The following is a 20,290-nucleotide window of genomic DNA, read 5'->3' as shown; positions in this document are numbered from 1 at the left end:
GAGCATGGCACAGGAAGCCGCCCCCGGTTGCTGATAAAGGAGACGAAGGGAAAGTGAGTGCATTTAGCCAGTTTGACGTATTGTTTCTCGCCCATTTGATCGGCGACTATTTGCTGCAAACAGAGTGGATGGCCAAGTACAAGGCGCAGCAGTGGAGACCGCTTTTGGCTCATTGCTTTGTGTATACGCTGGTCGTGGGCATTGTAGCGTTTTTGTTTTTGCCGGGAGGACTTTCCTGGTGGGCGATTGGCCTGATTTTTGTGTCCCACGTCATTTTGGACCGCAGAGGGTTCGTCGGTTTTTGGTATCGTCGCGTAATGGGTGTGACAGACGAGAAGAGCAAATGGCTGATGATTATGGTCGACCAAATTTTCCACCTGATCATTCTCGCAGCAGCGGTAAGCATTTCTGTCTGAGTCTGAGTGCAGCGACGATGGAGTAAGGAGACGAAAGAGCGATGAATAAAAAAATCCGGAATTACTTGCTTGCGGGCAACGTCCTGACGTTCCTGCTTTGTCTGGCTTTGCTGTTTACCGGGTCATTGCAGGTGCTGGGCCGGGCCTTGTACGACTACAATCAGCAGACGACGATGACCCACCAGCCGAACGAAGATATTATCGTGATCGAGATCGATCAGGAGTCGCTTGATTTGATCGGCACGTTTCCCTGGCCGCGCGATATTTACATACCGCTGCTGGAGCAGATCGCAGGCGCCAAGGCGATCGGCTTTGACATCACGTTCACGACGAAGAGCGAAGATCCTGCTGTCGACCAGGCTTTTGCTGCCGAGCTTGCCAAGCATAACAATGTCATTATTCCTTCCTATGCCGAGATGGAGAACTTTTTCCGCAAAGAAACCAAGGTGAAAAAGGACGAGCTGGTGAAGGGGCAGGCTCTGTACAAGCCGATACCCGAGATTGCCGCCGCTTCCCAAACCGCGCATATCAACGCGTTGCTTGACGAGGACGGAGCTATTCGGCGCACGTGGCTGATGCTGGATACGCCGGAAGGGCCGATCCCGTCGATGGCGTACAAAATGGCGGAGATGGCCGGGGCCAACGTCCAAAACTTTTTAACCGACAATCCCCAGGCGGAAATCCCGATCAAGTACAACAGCACGACAAAAGATTTCATGAGCATCCCGTTTTACATGGTAGTAAACGGTGAGGTGCCGCCGGAAACTTTTCAGGATCGGATCGTCCTGATCGGCTTTGCGGCAGCAGGAACGGACGCCCATCCTACTCCTGTCGACAACCATATGTACCTCGTATACGCGCACGCCAACATTATCGATCAACTGCTGCGTCACGAAAAAATCACGATAACCGATCAGTGGTACGTGCTGTTGCTGATGCTCGTCATCATGGTCTGCTCGGTCTGGGTAACGTGGCGGACGAAAACAGTAACGAGCATCGCGCTGCATTTTCTCGGTACGGTGGCGCTGCTAGGCGGTCAGTGGCTGCTCTATTCCTCGACTTTGCACCACTTCGACGTGATTTACCCGCTCGTGGCGCTGTGGCTTGTGTACGTGGTGAATCTCGCGGTGAAAACTTTTTTCGAAATGAAGCAAAAGCAGTTTATTACCAAGCAATTCGGGCGTTATCTGTCGCCAGAGCTGGTGAAAGAGATCGCCAAAAGCGATGCGGAGCTGCCCCTTGGCGGCGTCAACAAGGAACTGACGATTTTGTTTTTGGATATACGCGGATTTACCCCGTTGTCTGAAAAGCTGAAGCCGGAGGAGATCGTCGATTTTCTCAATATGATGTTTGACATGATTACCAATCAGGTGCTGGCGAACAAGGGCACGATCGACAAGTTCATCGGGGATGCGGCAATGGTGTTGTTCAATGCCCCTTTGGATGTCGCCGATCATGAGTATTGCGCTGTGAAAACTGCTCACGAGATTCAGAATGGGATGAAAAGTGTGCAGGCACATATTTTGCAAAAATACGGCGTCGAGGTCAGCATCGGCATCGGCATCAACACGGGTAATGTGGTAGTCGGAAACATCGGCTCTTACTTGCGGGTGGACTACACAGCCATTGGAGATGCGGTGAACACGGCCGCGCGCATCGAGTCCAATGCTTCCGCCAACCAGATTCTCGTGTCGGAGGAGACGTACAGGCGGACGAAAGATTTTTTCCACTATCGCGATGTGGGTGAAAAACAGATGAAGGGCAAAAGCGAGGCTATACGGCTGTACGAGGTCGTAGACTTCCTTGCTGCGCCCCGCTAACAAAACGTGAGAGGTGAGTGACAAGTGATGGATCAGCCGATCAAACAACCTGTCGGGCTGGCAAAAGTGTTGACGGTCCTTGGCATGCTCTGTTTCCTCCTGCTGGGAATGGCTGCAGGGACAGAGGCAGAGACGGCCCGGGTAGCCAAGGTCGAGCAAGTGACAGGGACTGTGATGGTGAAAAAGGCAGGCGGCACGAAAGAGTACAAAGCGTTCAAAAGCATGAGCCTGAACAAAGGGGATCAAATATCGACAGGCCCCAAATCAAGTGTAGTGCTCTCCATTGTGGATCGCGATGATGAGATTACCGTCAACGAAAATACGATCATCTCGCTGGCGAAGCTGCAAGAGGCGGCAAATGGCAAGCAAACGAGCGTCCAGGTGACATCTGGTTCAGCGTACATCAAAGTAAAATCGCTGACGAAGCAATCCGATGAATTTTCCATCCAGACGCCGACTGCGATCATGGGAGTGAGAGGGACACAGTTGCAGGTGAGTGTCGACCCGCTGACAGGGAAAAGCAGTGTTTTTGTGGCAGCAGGGAAAGTCCAGGCAGAAAATCGTACGGACAGCAAGCAGGTCATGGTGTACCCGTTGATGCAGCTGTCCATGTTCGATGGAGGCAAGCAACAGCCGCCAGCTTCCCAGGTCGCTTTTATTCGACCGGAGGATCTGCTCAATACGATGTCGCCTGCGCTGCTGGAAGCGATGATTCGCAACAAGGCGATGATGGATCAGGAAAACGATGAGTGGATCGAGCAAATGAAGCGGCATTTGACTGACAAAGCAGCAACAGGAGAGCTTCCGGGCCTTCCGCTGAATGAACAAAGGGATTTGGAAGAATACGCAAATAACATGAACGTCTGGCTGAATAACTTGGTCAAAGAAGCTCTGGCAAACAACAAGGTGTCAGAGAGCGATATCCGCGATCTGATCAATCAGGTCAACAAGGATTTGCAGCGGAAAATTGAACTGAGCGGGAACGTTCCTCCGGTCGAGTGGAGCGAACTGCAGCAGCAAGAAGCACGAAACAAGCTGCTGGAATTGGAGCGGGAACGGCAACGAAAAGCGCTGGAAGAACAAAAGCAGCGCAATGCTGCTAGAGAAAACATTTTGCAGAAAATCCAGGAAGAGCAGGAGCGCCTTGAAAAGCTGAGGGAAGCAGCGCGTCAGCAGGAACTGGACAAGCTGAAAAATAGCATACCGACGGTTCCGACAGGATCAGGTACAGGAACTTCCGGAGGCGGAGGCGGTTCTGGCTCAAGTGGCTCCGGTTCGGGAGGTTCGGGAGGCTCAGGAGGTTCCGGCGGTTCTGGCGGCAAGGACAAGGACCCGGGAAAAATCGTGCGCATCGCTGATCTGGAAGAAACGATTCGCGCAGGAGTCAGCTATCATTTGCCCGGTACAGTCCTGGCTCAAATGGAAGATGGCACAAAAAACAAAGTTTCTGTGACGTGGGAGCAAACGACAATCCATACCGACAAGACGGGAAGCTTCTCTTTTATCGGGAAAGTGAGCGATTACAAAAACGACGTCCGTCTCCTTCTCCACATCTATGCGCCGTTTGGGAAACCAGTCAAGCTGCACAGTGGAACCATGTTGTTCGACAAAGGCTTCGAGCTGGATATGGGAGCCAATCCACTGCCGGAACAGGCAACGGTAACGATTCGAGAAGTGAAGCAGGAAAGTGCGTTGGAACAGGCTGGTCTTGTCCTCAGCTTTGCCTTTGAAGCGATTGAAGTGAAGCAGCCTGTCACATTGTCTTATCCGTTGAAGGCACGAGAGAGCGGGGCGGACGTCGGCGTCTTTTACAAGCGCTCAGATGACCGTTGGGAATACGTGCACGGAACCAGTGTAGTTGATGGCCGGGTCATTGCCAGTGTGGAGCATTTCTCCACGTACGGCGTGTTCCATGCTCCACAGGCAGCGCCAGTGCTTGCTTCGCCAGAGGCGGGATTGGTGGACGGAAATCCTGATATTACACTACAGACAGATACGCCGGGTGCAACCATCTACTATAAAAATGGCGGTCGCTATGAGCGCTACGAGCCGGGTTCGACCATTCATCTGACCACAGGAGCGGTAGAGGCTTATGCCACCGCTGACAACATGCGGGACAGCGAGGTGGCGAGATATGCCTATACCACGGTGTCAGCGAGCGTAAAAGACAGTCAGCATGTCGAGCTTACTTTTTCTGAACCGATTCAAAGCGGCTCGGAAGCTGGCGTTACTTTGCAAAATGGCCGATTCTACCGTTTTGACATCCCGGCAGTGAACGGCTCGCAAACGTTGGCAGTCGCAAGTGGAACGCAAATTTCAGATCACACCGTTCTGTTGACGCTGGCAAGCGATACTTCGACGATGCTGCAAAATCGTTATGTCGTGAAGTTTTACGACGAGTCTGGCAGCTATGCGGCGCAGAGCAATTCGTTTTTGCTCGGCTACGTGCCCGAGCAGCCCAGACCACAACCTGAGCCGGAAGTTGGCACCATCGATATTGATATCGGCCAGGACGGATGGGTTTATATCAGATGGGATCAGGTGCAAGATGCAGAAAGATATGAAATTTGCCTGACGGACAATGCGTGCGAGACGCTTTTGCAGCCCGCAGGCCCAGGTCAGCTGGAGTATGAGTTCAAGGACTTCTCGTATCGGCAAAAGTATACGGTGGACGTGACCGCTTACAATGCGCGCAACCAGATTATTGCCAAAGGAAGAGACTTTTTCAGAGTAGTAGCCGAACCGGAATATATGAACGTAGGAGCAACAGCCACCGGATCATCGGTCAGAGTCACCTGGAATGAGGTGAGCGACACGGTTAAGTATTCGGTTTGCCTGGAAGATACGTGCGAGGAAGTTAGCAATAGTCAGGAATACACCTTCGCCAATGTGTCAGCAGGGAGCTATGAAGTAAAAGTAAGGGCATTTGATGAGTTCGATCAGGTGGTGGGCAGGGGATATGCAGATGTCACCGTGGAAGAGCCGGGCCCAGGTCCGATTCCACCGCCGCCGCCACCTGTCGAGCCAGGGCCAAGCCCGCTCGTTCAGCTCATTCAAAACAGGCCGCTGTTCAGCCAGCTTTTCTAGCAGAGATCATCGAACAGCGGACAAGGAGGGACTTTCGCATTGATACGTAAAAAGCGAAGCATATCGAAGGCAGCTGTGTTGGGCGTGTTTGCTCTGGCTGTATGGGCAGGTGCTGTCCCGGCATTTGCGGCGACAACAGAACCTGCCCCCGTGGCAGACAAAAAGATCGTGGCTGGCTCAGGACAAACGGGCGATGAAAACGGTGCCGCCCTGTCCGCATCGTTTCGCGAACCGTCGGGGATTGTCGTCTTGCCCGACGGCGCCGCCTATATCGCGGACTCCGCAAACCACAGCATTCGCAAGCTGGCTGCCGGACTCGTATCCGATTACGCCGGGCTGACGGTATCCCGCGATGCAAAAGGCTTGCCGGAAGGAATGTGGCTCGATGGCCCACTGAATCAATCGATGTTTCAACAGCCTCAAGGCATGGCAGCAGATGCACAAGGAAACCTGTACATCGCAGATACGGGCAACCATGTCATCCGCAAAATCACCACGCAGGGGACGGTCACGACGCTTGCCGGGGATGGCGTGCAAGGACACCAGGATGGGACAGGAAAAGCAGCGCGTTTCTACTCCCCTGGCGATCTCGCTGTCGCTGCTGACGGAACGATTTACGTGGCAGATACGTTAAACCATGCGATTCGCAAAATTACCGCGGATGGCAAAGTGACGACCTTGAACAGTCTGTCAGAGCGGATTGTGCAACTTGCTCCCGGATATGTGGAACGAGCGGGTGATTTTCGCGACGGAAAGCTGAAAGAAGCCAAGTTCAATGAGCCAACCGGAATCGCCATCGATGGACAAGGCAATCTGTACGTGAGCGACACGGGCAACCAACGGATTCGCTATATCGATCTGAAAAACGGGACGGTAGCTACCGTAGCGGGGGCTGCCACGCTGACTTATCCGCAAGACAGCCTGTACGCAGAGGGAGGTCAGGCAGATGGCGCAGCAAGTTCCGCCCAATTCCAGTTCCCAAAAGGCATCTCAGTAACGGCCGAGGGTGGACTGGTAATCGCCGATAGCCGCAACCATGCGATTCGCTACCTGCATAATGGCAAGGTCACTACGCTGGCTTCCTCGTTTGATCAGCCAGTCGATGTGGCAGCAACAGGGCAAGGGAGCATCTGGGTAACAGATTCGTCCGCCCAGACCATTTCGCAGGTGAGCCTTCCGCCGCAGAGCAAATAGACGTAACGCTTGCAACGACCTCTGATTCATAGAGGTCGTTTTTCTTTTTCAAAAAATCTACGTCTACAGGCGAAAGAACTCCCTGCACAGGTAGAGGAGGGCAAGCTTGATTATTACTATCAAAAGTAACCCCCTGCTACCGTCACTCACCTGTACAAATGACTGCAAAACAAAATGAGCTGAGAAAGGGAGAGGAAAATGGAAATCAAACAAATGGACGGGCAGCCGATTTACAAAGCTGTCGCTGCTACGACCGTAGACGTTCACCAATTCACGCAAGAGCTGGATGGCATTTTGGCAGCGCAAAAGCCTTTCGGGTTGATGATGGTCAAGCCTGCGGAAGCGGGCGAGGAACGCAATCAGGAGGCAGACCGCGAGTTCAGGAACACCATGGCAAAGTGGCTAAAAGCAAACAAGCCGAAAATGAGCACGTATTGCGTCGGTCTGGCGACGATTGCCTCGAACGAAGCGGAATGGCAAAAGTACGCCGAGTCAGCAGCGAAAATGACCAGCAGCATATACGGCTGCCCGGGAGCCATGTACCTGGAGGAAAATGAAGCGGCGGCCTGGTTGCAAGAGCAGATCAACTACTACGCGACCAAATGGAAGCTGAACGAATTTTAACAAAGAAGTGCCGTGAAAGCTTGTCTTGAAAAAGACAAGCTTTTTGCTGTTTGCAGACAAGCATGCCCTAGTCTGTGGGCGCAGCTTTGCCGTAAACAAAATGACGTTAATTATCGCAATGAACTTAAAAGCGTTAATCAGCACAATATTTATTTTGAAAATAGCGGTTGTTACAATAAACCCGTCCTTCATCAATAATAATTCTCATTATCATCAAGAGGGGGTAAACAAAGAAATGAGCAAAAAAAGCAGATTCAGACAGTGGGGGCATCTCGCTTGGAGTCTTGCCCTGGCATGCGCGGTCGTCCTGACCGGATGCGGCAGCAGCGGGACAAAAAATCAGGCTGCCAGCCAGGACAGCGCACAAGCTGCACAAAAACGGACAATCAAGCATGAGCTTGGCGAAACCGAGATCACCGGAGAGCCGAAACGTGTCGTGGCACTGGAGTTTTCTTTTGTCGATGCGTTGTGGGAGCTTGGTGTAACCCCTGTGGGCATTGCTCACGAAAAAGAAACCGACGTAGAGGGACTGCTCGGACAAAAGATCGAATACACGTCTGTCGGCACGCGTCAACAGCCGAATCTTGAAGTCATCAGTACGTTGAAGCCTGACTTGATCATCGGCGATTTGAACCGCCACAAGGACATTTACAAGGAGCTGCAAAAAATTGCTCCGACAATCATCCTGAAAAGCCGCAATTCGACTTACCAGGAAAACTTGAGCTCATTCACTGCAATCGGGGAAGCGCTGAACAAGCAAAAAGAAGCCGAGCAGCGCCTGGTCAAGCATAAGGCTGTCATCGACGAGCTGAAAAAGAACATTCCTGCCGGAGATTCCCGCACCGTGATGCTCGGCGTGTTCCGTGCAGACTCGCTTTCGGCACACGGAGCCAAATCGTTTGACGGTGAATTGCTGGAAATGGTCGGGATCAAAAACGCCATTCAGGATGCAGCAGAACCGACCGTGAAAATCAGCCTGGAGCAAATGGTGCAGTGGGACCCGGACGTCATTTTCCTCGTGGAAGCTGACGATGCGCTGCTCTCGGAATGGAAGCAAAACCCGCTGTGGAACAACATCACCGCCGTGAAAAACAAAGAAGTGTACCAAGTGAACCGCGATCTGTGGACGCGTTACCGCGGCTTGAAATCGGCGGAAAAAATCGTCACAGAGGCCAGCGAGATTTTGTACAGCAAGAAGAAGTAAAGGAAGCATGACACATGGAAAGGAAAGGGGCCGGATTGCGATCTGGTCTTTTTCTGTTTGGTTCTGATGAGAACGCATGAGGCTGCCAGAGCTTCGCAATGGCGCTGCCAAGCCTTCCATGGATCGCGTGCGCAGGAGGTGCTTACTAGCTTGATGACCATGAGACGAACGAATAAACGTTCCCTCGTTCAGACGTGTATTTGCCTGACAGTGCTGCTCGCTATCGGATTATGGCTCAGCCTGTTTACGGGTGTAGCCGCGATTCCGCTTCAGACCGTTCTCAAGCAGTGGAGCTTGGCGGAACCGTCCAAGGAGCTGCTCATTTTTCAAACGATTCGCCTGCCGCGAGCCGTTCTGGGAGCATTGATCGGAGCGAATCTCGCCGTAGCTGGAGCGTTGATGCAAGCCATTACCCGCAATCCGCTCGCTTCGCCGCAAGTTTTTGGCGTCAATGCCGGAGCGTCGCTTGTCGTCGTCCTGGCGATCCTTTTTTTGCCTAGCATCGGTTCGGCAAACTTGATTTACTTCGCTTTTGCCGGAGCGATCCTCGGGGGCTTCACTGTGCTGGGGTTTGCCTCTTCCAGAGGAATGACCAACTTGAAGATTGCGCTGGTTGGGATGGCGGTACATCTGCTGCTGACCTCCATTACAAAAGGATTGATCATTTACAATGAGCACATTTCCGACGTCATGTTTTGGCTGTCCGGCTCGATCAGCGGAGCGACTTGGGCGGATGTCCGAATGATTTTGCCCTGGTCTGTGCTTGGGCTGGCGCTTGCAGCGGGCTTGGCCGGGTCATTGTCGGTCTTTCGGCTGGGCGAGGAAGTAGCGATGGGCTTGGGGCAAAAAATAGTGGTCGTGCGGCTCTTGGCTTGTGCAGCTATTGTAATACTGGGCGGAGCGTCAGTAGCTGTCGCGGGGGCTGTCGGGTTTATCGGGCTGATGATCCCGCACATTGCCAGAAAGCTGGTCGGCACAGATTATCGCGCGGTCATTTTTGCCTCTGCCTGGGGCGGGGCTGTTTTGGTGACGTACTCGGACGTTGTCGCCCGCCTGATTTCGTTCCCGTTTGAGTCGCCGGTCGGGATTGTGACTGCTTTGCTCGGCACGCCCTTTTTTCTTTACTTGGCGCGAAAAAAAGGGAGGGAGCTGGTGTGAAGGTGGATACAACAGCAGCGAGCAGCAAACGGAGTTCGCGTAAAGCCATCGCTCTGTTTGCCCTGGCAGCGGTGACGATTGTGGCGGCGTTTCTCGGCATGAGTGTCGGTTCTGTTTACGTTGCTCCCGGCCTGATTGTGGCGATTTGGACCGGAGAGTCGTCCTCGCTGTCGTTCATCGTGGAAAACTACCGCTTGCCAAGGGCGATCCTGGCGATTTTGGCGGGAGCGGGCTTCGCGATTTCCGGAGTGATTTTGCAAGGGATGATTCGCAATCCGCTTGCTTCCCCGGATGTGATCGGGGTGACAAAAGGAGCGGGCTTGTTCGCCGTAGCGATTATTTTATTTTTCCCCCATGCATCTCCGCTCGTGCTTCCGCTGTTTGCCTTTCTGGGCGCGTTGGCCGTTGCGCTTGCCCTGATCGCGTTTGCCAGAAAGAGCGGGGCGCAGCCGAGTACATTTGCGCTCGTCGGTCTGGGGGTAGGGGCGGTCTGCCAGGCATTGACGGAATTTGTTCTGGTGAAATACCCGATGCAAGCCAACGATTCGCTCGTATGGCTGGCGGGAAGCTTGTGGGGAAAAGGCTGGGATGAAATATACGGCTTGCTGCCCTGGCTTTGTGTCCTGATTCCTGCCGCTTTCGCCTTGCATCGGCAACTGGATATTATCAGCCTGGACGAGCACAGCTCTACGGGGCTTGGCCTTAGGGTCAGCCAGTCCCGCTACGGATTGTTGCTGCTCGCAGTCGCATTGGCAGGCGCTTGCGTCGCTGCGATTGGCTCCATCGGTTTTATCGGGCTGCTCGCTCCGCAAATAGCGCGCAAGCTGTTTGGCAACCAGCACCGGATGTTGTTGCCGGGAGCGGCGATCATCGGGGCGCTGATTTTGCTCATCGCAGACGCGATCGGGCGGGGAGTGAATCCGCCAGTCGAGATTCCCGCGGGAATTTTGACAGCGCTGATCGGTGTGCCCTACTTTTTGTACCTGGTGCGGGTGGAAAAGAAGCGAACATAGCACATGCAGGCAAAAATAACCCAAGAGGAGCCGTCTGTCTTGCGAAACTAGCAAAACAGGCGGTTTTTTCGCTCTATGCGCCGCTGCCTGATCGCCAAAAGGCACAGCCCGCAAAATCATAAAATGACGGACAGGGGCCAATGCTACTATTGGCAGCTTCCTTCCCGCTAATTTCCTTTTATGGTAGACTGTCATGTAAGTGTTTGACGCCCTTCATTCCTAATTAATCAGGTGGTACACACATGCGCTCTATATGGCAGATTTACAAGACGGACTGGATCAATATTTTCAAAGTACCGACGGGGATTTTCCTGATCATCGCGATCATCCTGCTTCCTTGCCTGTACGACTGGGTGAACATCAAGTCAGTCTGGGACCCGTACGCCAATACCCAAGGGGTAAAGGTTGCGGTGACGAGCGAAGACAAGGGCGCGACAGTGATGGACAAAGAGATCAATATCGGGGAAGAGCTGCTAAAAAGCTTGCAGCACAATGAAAAGCTGGGCTGGACGTTCGTGACGAAGGAAGAAGCCGAACGCGGCGTGGATCGCGGCGATTATTACGCCAGCATCCTGATTCCCGCCGACTTTTCCGAAAAGATTACCGGAATCGTCAATGGTCGGCTGGACAGGCCCGAAGTCATTTATACCGTCAACGAAAAAGTGAATGCCGTAGCTCCGAAAATCACCTCTTCGGGTGTATCGGCGATTGCCAAGCAGATCAACGAGAGCTTCACGGAAGCGGTCAGCGAAGCGCTTTTGACCAAGCTGACGGAGATTGGCGTGAAGCTGGAGGAGCAGTTGCCGACCATTCGCAAGATCGAGAGCGGCATTTTCGAACTGGAAAGCAAGCTCCCGGAGATTCATGCGGCAGGTCAGAAAGTGTTGGAGATCGAAAAAAAGCTGCCGGACATTCATGAAAAAGCGCAAATCATCCCGGAAGTGGAGAAGCGCATCCCCGAGATTAACCAGGCGGCCGATGCTCTTTTGAAGATTCAGCAAAACTGGCCGCGCATCAACGACGCTGCTTCCGCCGTCATCGCGATGGAAGAAAAGCTGCCGATGATCGATCAGGCGGTCGGGCGCATCGTCGAGCTGGACCAAAACTTCGGCAAAGTGACCAATGCGGTGACTACGGCCACGCAAAAGGCCAGTCAGGCAATTGAGATAGTTTCGGCGGCGCAAAACGCCTTGCCGCGCATCGGAGAATTGGCTGACAAGGGAGTCGATTTTGCCGATCGGCTCAATCAATTTTTCACGGCGCATGACGGCGCTTTTGAAACAATCGCTCCGCTCATCAAGCAAAATCTCATTTTGGCTCAGCAGGCGTCCGATGCGCTTGTGCAACTGACAGACAGGCTGCTGCAAATCAATCCCGAACGGTTGCCTACAGCTGCCGAAGTGCAGGCTGTGTCTGACAAGCTAGGCAAAGCTGCGCGTATCGTCGAACACACCTCTGCGCTGGTCGACAAGCTGAACCGCTACATTCCGGGGCAGCCGCTGACGCCTTTTTCCGAGCGGCTCCATAAGCTGGAAGAGAAAATGCATCGGCAAATCGAGATTCTCGATACGATAGCGAAAGCGTTGGCAGACGGGAAAAAGCCCGCAAGAGACTTGATCGAGAGTCTGAATCAGTTGGCGAAAAACACGAGTGCGGAGCTGGGAGACATCCTGGCGCGCTACGATAGCGAAATCGTTCCGAAAATCGCGGAGGGCATCGAAAAGCTGAAAACAGTCGTGGGCGATTCCGCCGAACTGCTGCAAAAAGCAAAAGACAGGCTGCCGGATATCGAGGCGATTTTGAAAGAGACAAAAGCCGGACTGGAGCTGGGGCTGGCCGAACTGAAACGAATCGAGCAGGAGCTGCCGCAGATTCAGGCGCGGGTCCATGAACTGGCGCAAACGTTGCAAAGCAAGTCCGAAGCGTTTGCCAAAGCGATCCACACGGCAGCGCCGTTCCTCAAGCAGCATTTGCCAGAAATCAAGCAAAAGCTCGACCAGGCGGCTGGCTTCATCCAAAACGATTTGCCGCAAGCCGAGGCGGAGCTGACCAAGCTGGCTGACTTTGTCCGTAACAAGCTGCCGGAGGTGGAGAACGGCGTCCACAGGGTAGCCGAGCTGGTGCGCGATGATCTGCCCAAGCTGGAGAGTGCGATTGCGCAAGCGGCGGACAAGCTGAGAGAGGTCGAGGCGAACAATCACTTTGCCGATCTCGCCAAGCTGCTGCGCGGGGATATCAAGCGAGAGAGCGAGTTTTTGGCAAGTCCGGTGCAGATCAAGGAAAACCGCAAATATCCGATTCCCAACTACGGTTCGGCAATGTCGCCTTTTTACGGAGTATTGTCGCTATGGGTAGGAGCGACCTTGCTGATTTCTTTGCTCAAACCAGACCCGGAGAACCCGGACGGACGCTACAAGCCGTACCAGCTGTACCTTGGCCGTCTGGGCACATTCGTGACAATCGGGCTGTTCCAGGCACTGTGTATTACGCTCGGTGACTTTTACATTTTGGAAGCGTATGTGGCGGACAAAGTTCCGTTTGTCCTTTTCGCGATGCTCGTCAGTATGGTGTTCGTGACGATCACGTATACGCTGTTGTCGGTATTCGGCAATGTCGGCAAGGGTATCGCGATCATTTTCATGGTCTTCCAGTTTTCCAGCTCCGGGGGCACGTTCCCGATCAGCATGACGGCGCCTTTTTTCCAGGCACTCAATCCGTTTATGCCGTTCACCTACGCGATCAGTTTGTTGCGTGAAGGGGTCGGGGGCGTCCTCTGGGAGACGGCGATTCGGGATATTCTCATGCTGTGCGGCTTCATCGGCATCAGTCTGTTTATTGCGCTGGCCTTGAAACGACCGCTGAGCGGGCTGATTCAAAAATCGATGGAAAATGCGAAGAAAACGAAGATCATCGGGTAATCCGCTCGGCCATGATGCCAGCCTGTCAGTAGATGGGCTGGCTTTTTCTATGGCTGAAATATCCAATATTTAGCAAAGAAAAGAATTGTTAATTTTCAAAATAACTGATATATTGAGAGCAAACTTCATACGTGTACAAACAGGTGCAGATAAATTCAACACTTTTATCTGCTTAAAAGGGAAGTTCGGTTCGAATCCGACGCTGTCCCGCAACTGTAATTGGGAGCGATTCGAAGATACCACTGTTTTCGCCAGCCGAAAATGGGAAGGTTCGAAAAGCGATGATCATAAGCCAGGAGACCTGCCTGTTTGAGCGCAACATCAATACCTACGAGGATAGGGGGTGTTAAGTGCGAGATGGATAGGCGTGTTTTTGATTTTCACAATCAGCATGCTTATTTCGGTATTCATTCGCCTCTTAACAACTTCTGCGGAAGTTGTTTTTTTGTGCGGATTTTCAGGAGGGTACGTGACGGATGAGTGATTTTTTGTTTGGAACGGTGGAGTATTTCACCAACGATTTTCAGGCGTGCATTATGAACAACTTGACGATAGAGAACCCGAGCGCGATCAAAGCGCATTACGCGAAATTAAAAGCAGAGGTCATCAGGCGAGCAGAAAATCAGGCAGATCAAGAAAAGCTTTTGCACAATCTCGACAAGGCTTATCAACGTCTAAAGGTCAACTTAATCGGGGCGGAGGATGAAGAGAATGGGAGCTGAAGAAAAGTTTTTTCCAGGTCTGGAAGGTGTAGTCGCTGCGGAAACGAGCATTTCCTTTTTGGATACGAAGCAAGGGGAAATCGTCATCAAAGGGTACGATTTGATCGAGCTGTCCAAAGCGCATCGTTACTTGGATATCGTCCATCTTTTGCTGGAAGAATCGTTGCCGAACGAACAGCAAAAGCGCGAAGTGGAAGAAAAGCTGAAAGCCGAGTACGACATACCGAACCAAGTATTCGACATGCTCAAGCTGCTGCCGGAAAAAACGCATCCGATGGACGGCTTGCGCACCGGGCTTTCTGCGCTTGCCGGATACGACAGCCAACTGGACAACTGCACGGCGCAAGCCAACAAGGAGCGGGCTTACAAGCTGCTGGGCAAAGTGCCGAACATCGTCGCCAACAGCTACCGCGTGATTCAAAAGGAAGCGCTGATCGCGCCGCTGCCGGAGCTGTCGTACAGTGCGAATTTCCTGTACATGATCACGGGCAAAATCCCGTCCGACTTTGAAGAAGCCATCTTCGACCGTTCGCTTGTTTTGTACAGCGAGCATGAGATGCCTAATTCGACGTTTACGGCACGCGTCATTGCCTCGACGATGTCGGATTTGTACGGGGCGTTGACCGGGGCGGTCGCTTCCTTGAAAGGGAACTTGCACGGCGGCGCGAACGAAGCGGTGATGCACATGCTGCTTGAGGCAGGCTCGGTCAAGGAGTTTGAAGCTTTGCTGGAGTCCAAGCTGGCCAACAAGGCGCGGATCATGGGCTTCGGGCACCGCGTGTACATGAAAAAGATCGACCCGCGCGCACTGATGATGAAGGACGCCCTGAAGCAATTGTGTGATGCAAAAGGCGACGACTTGCTGTACCAGATGTGCGAGGCAGGCGAAAAAATCATGGAGCGCGAGAAGGGCATTTACCCGAATCTCGACTACTATGCCGCTCCGGTTTACTGGATGCTGGGGATTCCGATTCCGCTGTACACACCGATCTTTTTCAGCGCAAGAACAGTGGGGCTGTGCGCACACGTCATCGAGCAGCATAGCCACAACCGCCTTTTCCGTCCACGGGTCAACTACATCGGCCAACGCCACGCCTAAATCCAATCCAAGCAGAAAGGAATGAGTCGCTTGTTGAAAATGAATGATCGCACCAAAACAGACCAGTTGCTGGAGGAGATCGCAGACTATGTGCTGACGAAGGAGATTACGAGCGAGGAGGCGTTCCAGACCGCGCGCTACGTACTGTTGGACACGCTCGGATGCGGCATTTTGGCCTTGTCCTATCCCGAGTGCACGAAGCTTTTGGGGCCTATCGTCCCGGGCACAGTCGTTCCGAACGGCAGCCGTGTTCCCGGCACAGCGTATGTGCTTGATCCTGTGCGCGGAGCGTTCAACATCGGATGCATGATTCGCTGGCTCGACTACAACGATACGTGGCTGGCAGCCGAGTGGGGACATCCGTCCGACAACCTGGGAGGCATTTTGGCTGTAGCCGACTATGTGAGCCGTGTGCGCCTGGCAGAAGGAAAAGAACCGCTCGTCGTGCGCGATGTTTTGGAAATGATGGTGAAGGCGCACGAGATTCAGGGAGTGCTCGCGCTGGAAAACAGCTTGAACCGCGTGGGGCTTGATCACGTCCTGTTCGTCAAAATCGCCACGACTGCGGTCGTGACGAAGCTGCTGGGCGGGGGCCGGGAAGAGATCATTAACGCCTTGTCCAACGCATGGATCGACAATTCCAGCCTGCGCACTTATCGCCACGCGCCGAATACGGGATCGCGCAAGTCATGGGCTGCGGGAGACGCGACCAGCCGGGGCGTGCATCTGGCACTGATGGCGCTAAAAGGAGAAATGGGCTACCCGTCCGCACTGTCTGCGCCAGGCTGGGGATTCCAGGACGTTTTGTTCAACAAAAAAGAACTGAAGCTCGCTCGACCGCTCGACTCCTACGTGATGGAGCACGTGCTGTTCAAAGTATCGTATCCGGCAGAGTTCCACGCCCAAACCGCAGCAGAGTGCGCCGTAACGCTGCACCCGCAAGTCATCGACCGACTGGAAGAGATTGATTCCATCACGATTACGACTCATGAATCGGCTATCCGGATTATCGACAAGGTCGGCCCGCTGCACAATCCGGCTGACCGTGACCACTGCCTGCAATACATTACCGCCATTGCTCTGCTCAAAGGAACGATTACAGCGGAGCATTACGAAGACGAAACCGCCAGCGACTCGAGAATAGACAGTCTGCGCGCGAAAATGAAGGTGATCGAGAACAAGCAGTACACGTACGATTACCTCGATCCGAACAAGCGCTCAATCGCAAATGCGCTACAGATTCACTTCAAGGATGGAACGAAGACGGAGAACGTCGAGTGCGAATATCCGCTCGGACACCGTTTCCGCCGTCAGGAAGCGATTCCGAAGATCGAGGAAAAGTTTTCGGATACATTGCGTACCCATTTCCCAGCCGGGCAGCAGCGCAAAATCGAGCAAGTCTGCTTTGACCACGAGCAATTGGGGCAGATGCGCGTGAACGAGTTTATGAATCTGTTTTTGATCGGATAAGGAGGCGTTTGGCTTGGCGTGGATCGTGGATCAACCTATGACGCAAAAGGAGCTGGCCGAACGACTGCGCTCGCTCATGTCGGCGCCTGACATTTTGCAAATACCCGGAGCGCACGACGCAATGGCTGCTATCGTCGCCAAACAGGCGGGCTTTTCGGCTCTGTACTTGTCAGGGGCTGCCTATACCGCGAGCAGGGGCTTGCCGGATTTGGGCATCGTCACTTCATCCGAAACGGCTGAACGCGCGAAAGACCTCGTACGAGCCACCAACTTGCCTGTGCTGGTCGATATCGATACGGGATTTGGCGGCGTGCTGAACGCGGCCCGCACCGCGCGGGAAATGGTCGAAGCTCACGTCGCGGCGGTGCAGATCGAGGATCAGCAGCTTCCGAAAAAGTGCGGTCACTTGAACGGGAAGCAGTTGGTCACAACCGAAGAAATGGCGCAAAAAATCAGCGTCATGAAAGAAGTTGCCCCTACTTTACTGATTGTGGCACGGACAGATGCGCGTTCTGTGGAGGGACTGGAGGCAGCGATTGCACGAGCAGCGGCGTATGTGGAAGCGGGAGCGGATGCCATTTTTCCGGAAGCGCTGGAATCGGAGGGGGAGTTCCGTTTGTTCGCGGAAAAAATCAAGGTGCCTTTGCTCGCCAACATGACCGAATTTGGAAAAACGCCGTACTATTCGGCGCAGCAGTTTGCCGAGATGGGCTACCAAATGGTCATCTATCCCGTGACGTCGCTTCGGGCAGCCGCGAAAGCGTATGAACGCATTTTCTCAATGATCAAGACGCACGGGACGCAAAAAGCAGCGCTGTCCGACATGCAGACCCGCAGCGAGCTGTACGAGGCGATCTCGTACTACCGATATGAGGAGCTGGACAACCGGATAGCCAAGACGGTTCTCACAGACGAACAATAGCGCCAGGCACATCGTTGACGGCACACCATAAGAGGCGATGATACGCATTCTTGAGCAAAATGACTGCTTGCTGTGAATCGGATCATCGCCGTTTTTCTCGTTTGTTTGCAGGTGAAAGGAGGGGGCAGGATGGAAACAGCCGAGCTGCGCTGGTATCAGGATGGGTTTACGCCCGAAGATTTTACCGAGGAAGATCAGCTTATCGCCAAAACGACCGAGTTGTTTGTCAAACAAGATGTGGCCCCGAAAATGACGGCGATCGAGCAACACGATTATGCCGCAGGGAGTAAGTTGTTTGGCAAGGCAGGCGAGCTTGGCCTGCTCGGGATCGAGGTGCCCGAGCAATACGGCGGGCTTTCCCTGAACAAAAAAGTCGCGGGACTGGTCGCGGAAAAGATGGGGTTTGCCGGGTCGTTCAGCGTGTCCTTCAACATTCATGCAGGTGTGGGAACTTTGCCGTACGTCTATTTTGGCACGGAGGAGCAGAAGCAAAGCTACTTGCCCAAGCTCGCCGCGGGAGAATGGATCGGCGCGTACGCATTGACAGAGTCCAATGCCGGATCTGACGCGCTGCACGCGAGAACGAGCGCGGTGTTGAACGAGGATGGAACTGGCTGGATTTTGAACGGGGAAAAACAGTGGATTACAAACGCGCAGTTGGCGAATGTGTACGTTGTTTTTGCCAATACGAGCGAAGGCATGACGGCGTTTATCGTGGAACGGACGTATCCGGGAGTGTCTGTCGGGCCGGAAGAGAAAAAAATGGGGATCAAAGGCTCGTCCACGGCTACGTTGCTGTTGGAGGATGTGCATGTTCCGCAGGCAAATGTCCTCGGCAAACCGGGGCAAGGCCATCGGGTCGCGCTGAACATTTTGAACATGGCGCGGCTAAAGCTGGCGTTTTCCAACATCGGCTCGGCCAAACAAGCGCTACAACTGGCGGTCACGTACGGAAAAGTCCGCAAGCAATTTCAAAAATCGCTCGTCGACTTCACGATGATCCAGGAGAAAATCGCCAATATGGCGGTGTCCATCTACGGAGCCGAAAGCGCAGCCTACCGGACAGCCGGGGCGCTGGATGACGCTTTGCAAGCCGTAAGCGACAGCGAAGACATGCTCAAAAAGCTTGCCGATTTTGCCATGGAGTGCGCGATCAATAAAGTGTACGGCTCCGAAGTGCAGGATCAAGCCGTGGACGAGGCTGTGCAAATACATGGCGGGTATGGCTACATGCAGGAATACGAGGTAGAACGTCTGTATCGCGATGCCAGAATCAGCCGAATTTTTGAGGGAACCAACGAAATCAACCGATTGACGATTGGCAAAATTTTAATGAAAAAATATGCAGGCAACCCCGAATCACTTCCACTCTCTCCGGTGATCGCTGGCGGTGAAGCCGGGCGAAACGAGCGGTTTGTCGCGTTTGCCAGACGTTTGTGTCAGCAGTCTTTGTACACGATTGGGCATTCCGCGCTACAGGTTGACCAGGAGCAAGAGTATTTGCGCCTCTTGGCTGACATCGTGAAGGACTTGTACGTCATGGAATCGGCACTGCTCCGTACGCAAAAGGCCATCCGTACGAACGGTCCGGGTAAAGAAGCGATCAAGCAAGCCGTCGCAGATGTATTGTGCGAGGAAGGGTATCGGCGGGTAGAGGAAGCGGCGATATCGCTTGTATCCGGCGCGGAGACGGATGCGCAGAAGCGGGCGGAAATCCTCCAGCAAATTCGCAATCTTCCAGTGCCCCTCTACGAAAATCTGTTTGTAAAAAAACGGGCGATTGCCAAAGAGATCACGAATCGCGCGCGTTATTTTGTGTAGCGGGAAGTGTGCAGAACGAAGGGAGGAAAGATGAATATGTACGCATTTGCCAAGGTCAAAAAGGACGCCGGAGTCACAACGGTGGAGATCGATCACGCGCCAGCAAATACGCTATCGTCGGCGTGCATTCATGAGCTGCGCGCCCTTTTTCGGGAGCTGGACCAGGATGAAGAGACGAAGGCCATCATCTTGACGGGAGCGGGCCGCTTTTTTGTAGCAGGGGCGGATATCAAGGAATTTGTTTCGGCATTCGGCGATCCGGCAAAAGCGCTTGCTCTGGCCGCGGCCGGGCAAGCTCTGTGCAATGAAGTCGAAAACATGCAAAAGCCTGTCATTGCCGCAATCAATGGCCCTGCACTGGGCGGCGGGCTGGAATTGGCGCTTGGCTGCCACTACCGGATCGCTGCACAAAATGCGATTGTAGGCTTGCCTGAGTTGAAGCTGGGCTTGATTCCGGCTTTTGGCGGAACACAGCGGCTCAGCAAAGCGGTCGGCACGGCGCTCGCGACGCAGCTCATTTTGAGCAGCAAACAGCTGACGGCGGAGGAAGCGGCCAGCCTCAACCTGGTGCAGGCTGTCGTGCCTTTGGAAGAGCTGCTGCCTACAGCGACGATCGTCGCCCAGTCGCTCATCGAAGGGAAGAGCATGACAAGTGTGACGCGAGCGCTTGCGTGCATTACGCATAGCGGTCAAGGCAGCTTGGCGGAAGGTTTGGAGAAAGAGCGGGAGAAATTCGCCGAGCTGTTCGCGACCGCAGATGCCAAAGAAGGCATCCAAGCTTTTATCGAGAAGCGGCAGCCGCAGTTTACTCATTCCTGACAG

General features: G+C 53.6%; 15 protein-coding genes and 1 riboswitch. All 15 genes read left to right on the top strand.

Annotated elements, in window-relative coordinates; translation table 11 throughout:
• The first annotated feature begins 53 nt into the window (after window positions 1-53).
• The gene (locus DEP07_RS14790) at window positions 54-416 is read left to right on the top strand and encodes a DUF3307 domain-containing protein (protein WP_173598946.1); all 363 of its coding nucleotides are present in this window, start codon (window positions 54-56) and stop codon (window positions 414-416) included.
• Window positions 417-457: 41 nt separating this feature from the next.
• Window positions 458-2,236 (top strand): CHASE2 domain-containing protein, encoded by a 1,779-nt coding sequence (locus tag DEP07_RS14785; RefSeq protein ID WP_287102663.1) that lies wholly within the window; start codon window positions 458-460, stop codon window positions 2,234-2,236.
• 27 nt (window positions 2,237-2,263) lie between these two features.
• Window positions 2,264-5,323: an Ig-like domain-containing protein gene (locus DEP07_RS14780; RefSeq protein WP_287102662.1), complete on the top strand. Its 3,060-nt coding sequence runs from the start codon at window positions 2,264-2,266 to the stop codon at window positions 5,321-5,323.
• Between the two features lie 39 nt (window positions 5,324-5,362).
• Window positions 5,363-6,517, top strand: coding sequence for an NHL domain-containing protein (locus tag DEP07_RS14775; protein ID WP_287102661.1), 1,155 nt, complete (start codon window positions 5,363-5,365; stop codon window positions 6,515-6,517).
• A gap of 198 nt (window positions 6,518-6,715) precedes the next feature.
• Window positions 6,716-7,141 (top strand): hypothetical protein, encoded by a 426-nt coding sequence (locus tag DEP07_RS14770; RefSeq protein WP_122962334.1) that lies wholly within the window; start codon window positions 6,716-6,718, stop codon window positions 7,139-7,141.
• A 235-nt stretch (window positions 7,142-7,376) separates the two neighbouring features.
• Window positions 7,377-8,345: an ABC transporter substrate-binding protein gene (locus DEP07_RS14765; RefSeq protein WP_287102660.1), complete on the top strand. Its 969-nt coding sequence runs from the start codon at window positions 7,377-7,379 to the stop codon at window positions 8,343-8,345.
• Between the two features lie 153 nt (window positions 8,346-8,498).
• Window positions 8,499-9,503 (top strand): FecCD family ABC transporter permease, encoded by a 1,005-nt coding sequence (locus DEP07_RS14760; RefSeq protein ID WP_217022025.1) that lies wholly within the window; start codon window positions 8,499-8,501, stop codon window positions 9,501-9,503.
• Between the two features lie 47 nt (window positions 9,504-9,550).
• Window positions 9,551-10,516 carry a FecCD family ABC transporter permease gene (locus DEP07_RS14755; RefSeq protein WP_279635052.1) on the top strand — a complete coding sequence of 322 codons (966 nt, stop codon included), beginning with the start codon at window positions 9,551-9,553 and terminating at the stop codon, window positions 10,514-10,516.
• A gap of 242 nt (window positions 10,517-10,758) precedes the next feature.
• Complete coding sequence (locus DEP07_RS14750; RefSeq protein ID WP_287102659.1) at window positions 10,759-13,434, top strand: YhgE/Pip domain-containing protein; 2,676 nt, start codon at window positions 10,759-10,761, stop codon at window positions 13,432-13,434.
• Window positions 13,435-13,558: 124 nt separating this feature from the next.
• Window positions 13,559-13,757: riboswitch (cobalamin riboswitch) on the top strand.
• 153 nt (window positions 13,758-13,910) lie between these two features.
• A complete protein-coding gene (locus DEP07_RS14745) occupies window positions 13,911-14,156 on the top strand; it encodes a hypothetical protein (RefSeq protein ID WP_122962338.1) in 246 nt (81 codons plus the stop codon).
• A complete protein-coding gene (mmgD, locus tag DEP07_RS14740) occupies window positions 14,146-15,255 on the top strand; it encodes a citrate synthase (protein ID WP_122962339.1) in 1,110 nt (369 codons plus the stop codon). The genes DEP07_RS14745 and mmgD overlap by 11 nt, the downstream gene beginning before the upstream one ends.
• A 39-nt stretch (window positions 15,256-15,294) precedes the next feature.
• On the top strand, window positions 15,295-16,725 hold the full coding sequence (locus DEP07_RS14735) for a bifunctional 2-methylcitrate dehydratase/aconitate hydratase (protein ID WP_412679198.1): 1,431 nt from the start codon (window positions 15,295-15,297) through the stop codon (window positions 16,723-16,725).
• 37 nt (window positions 16,726-16,762) lie between these two features.
• Window positions 16,763-17,647, top strand: coding sequence for a methylisocitrate lyase (prpB, locus tag DEP07_RS14730; RefSeq protein ID WP_409362254.1), 885 nt, complete (start codon window positions 16,763-16,765; stop codon window positions 17,645-17,647).
• Window positions 17,648-17,776: 129 nt separating this feature from the next.
• A complete protein-coding gene (locus DEP07_RS14725; RefSeq protein ID WP_287102657.1) occupies window positions 17,777-19,468 on the top strand; it encodes an acyl-CoA dehydrogenase family protein in 1,692 nt (563 codons plus the stop codon).
• A 30-nt stretch (window positions 19,469-19,498) separates the two neighbouring features.
• A complete protein-coding gene (locus tag DEP07_RS14720; RefSeq protein WP_287102656.1) occupies window positions 19,499-20,287 on the top strand; it encodes an enoyl-CoA hydratase-related protein in 789 nt (262 codons plus the stop codon).
• Window positions 20,288-20,290 lie beyond the last annotated feature (3 nt).

The organism is Brevibacillus sp., assembly GCF_003521185.1.
Lineage (GTDB): Bacteria > Bacillota > Bacilli > Brevibacillales > Brevibacillaceae > Brevibacillus > Brevibacillus parabrevis.
This window is presented reverse-complemented; position numbering and strand designations above follow the sequence as displayed.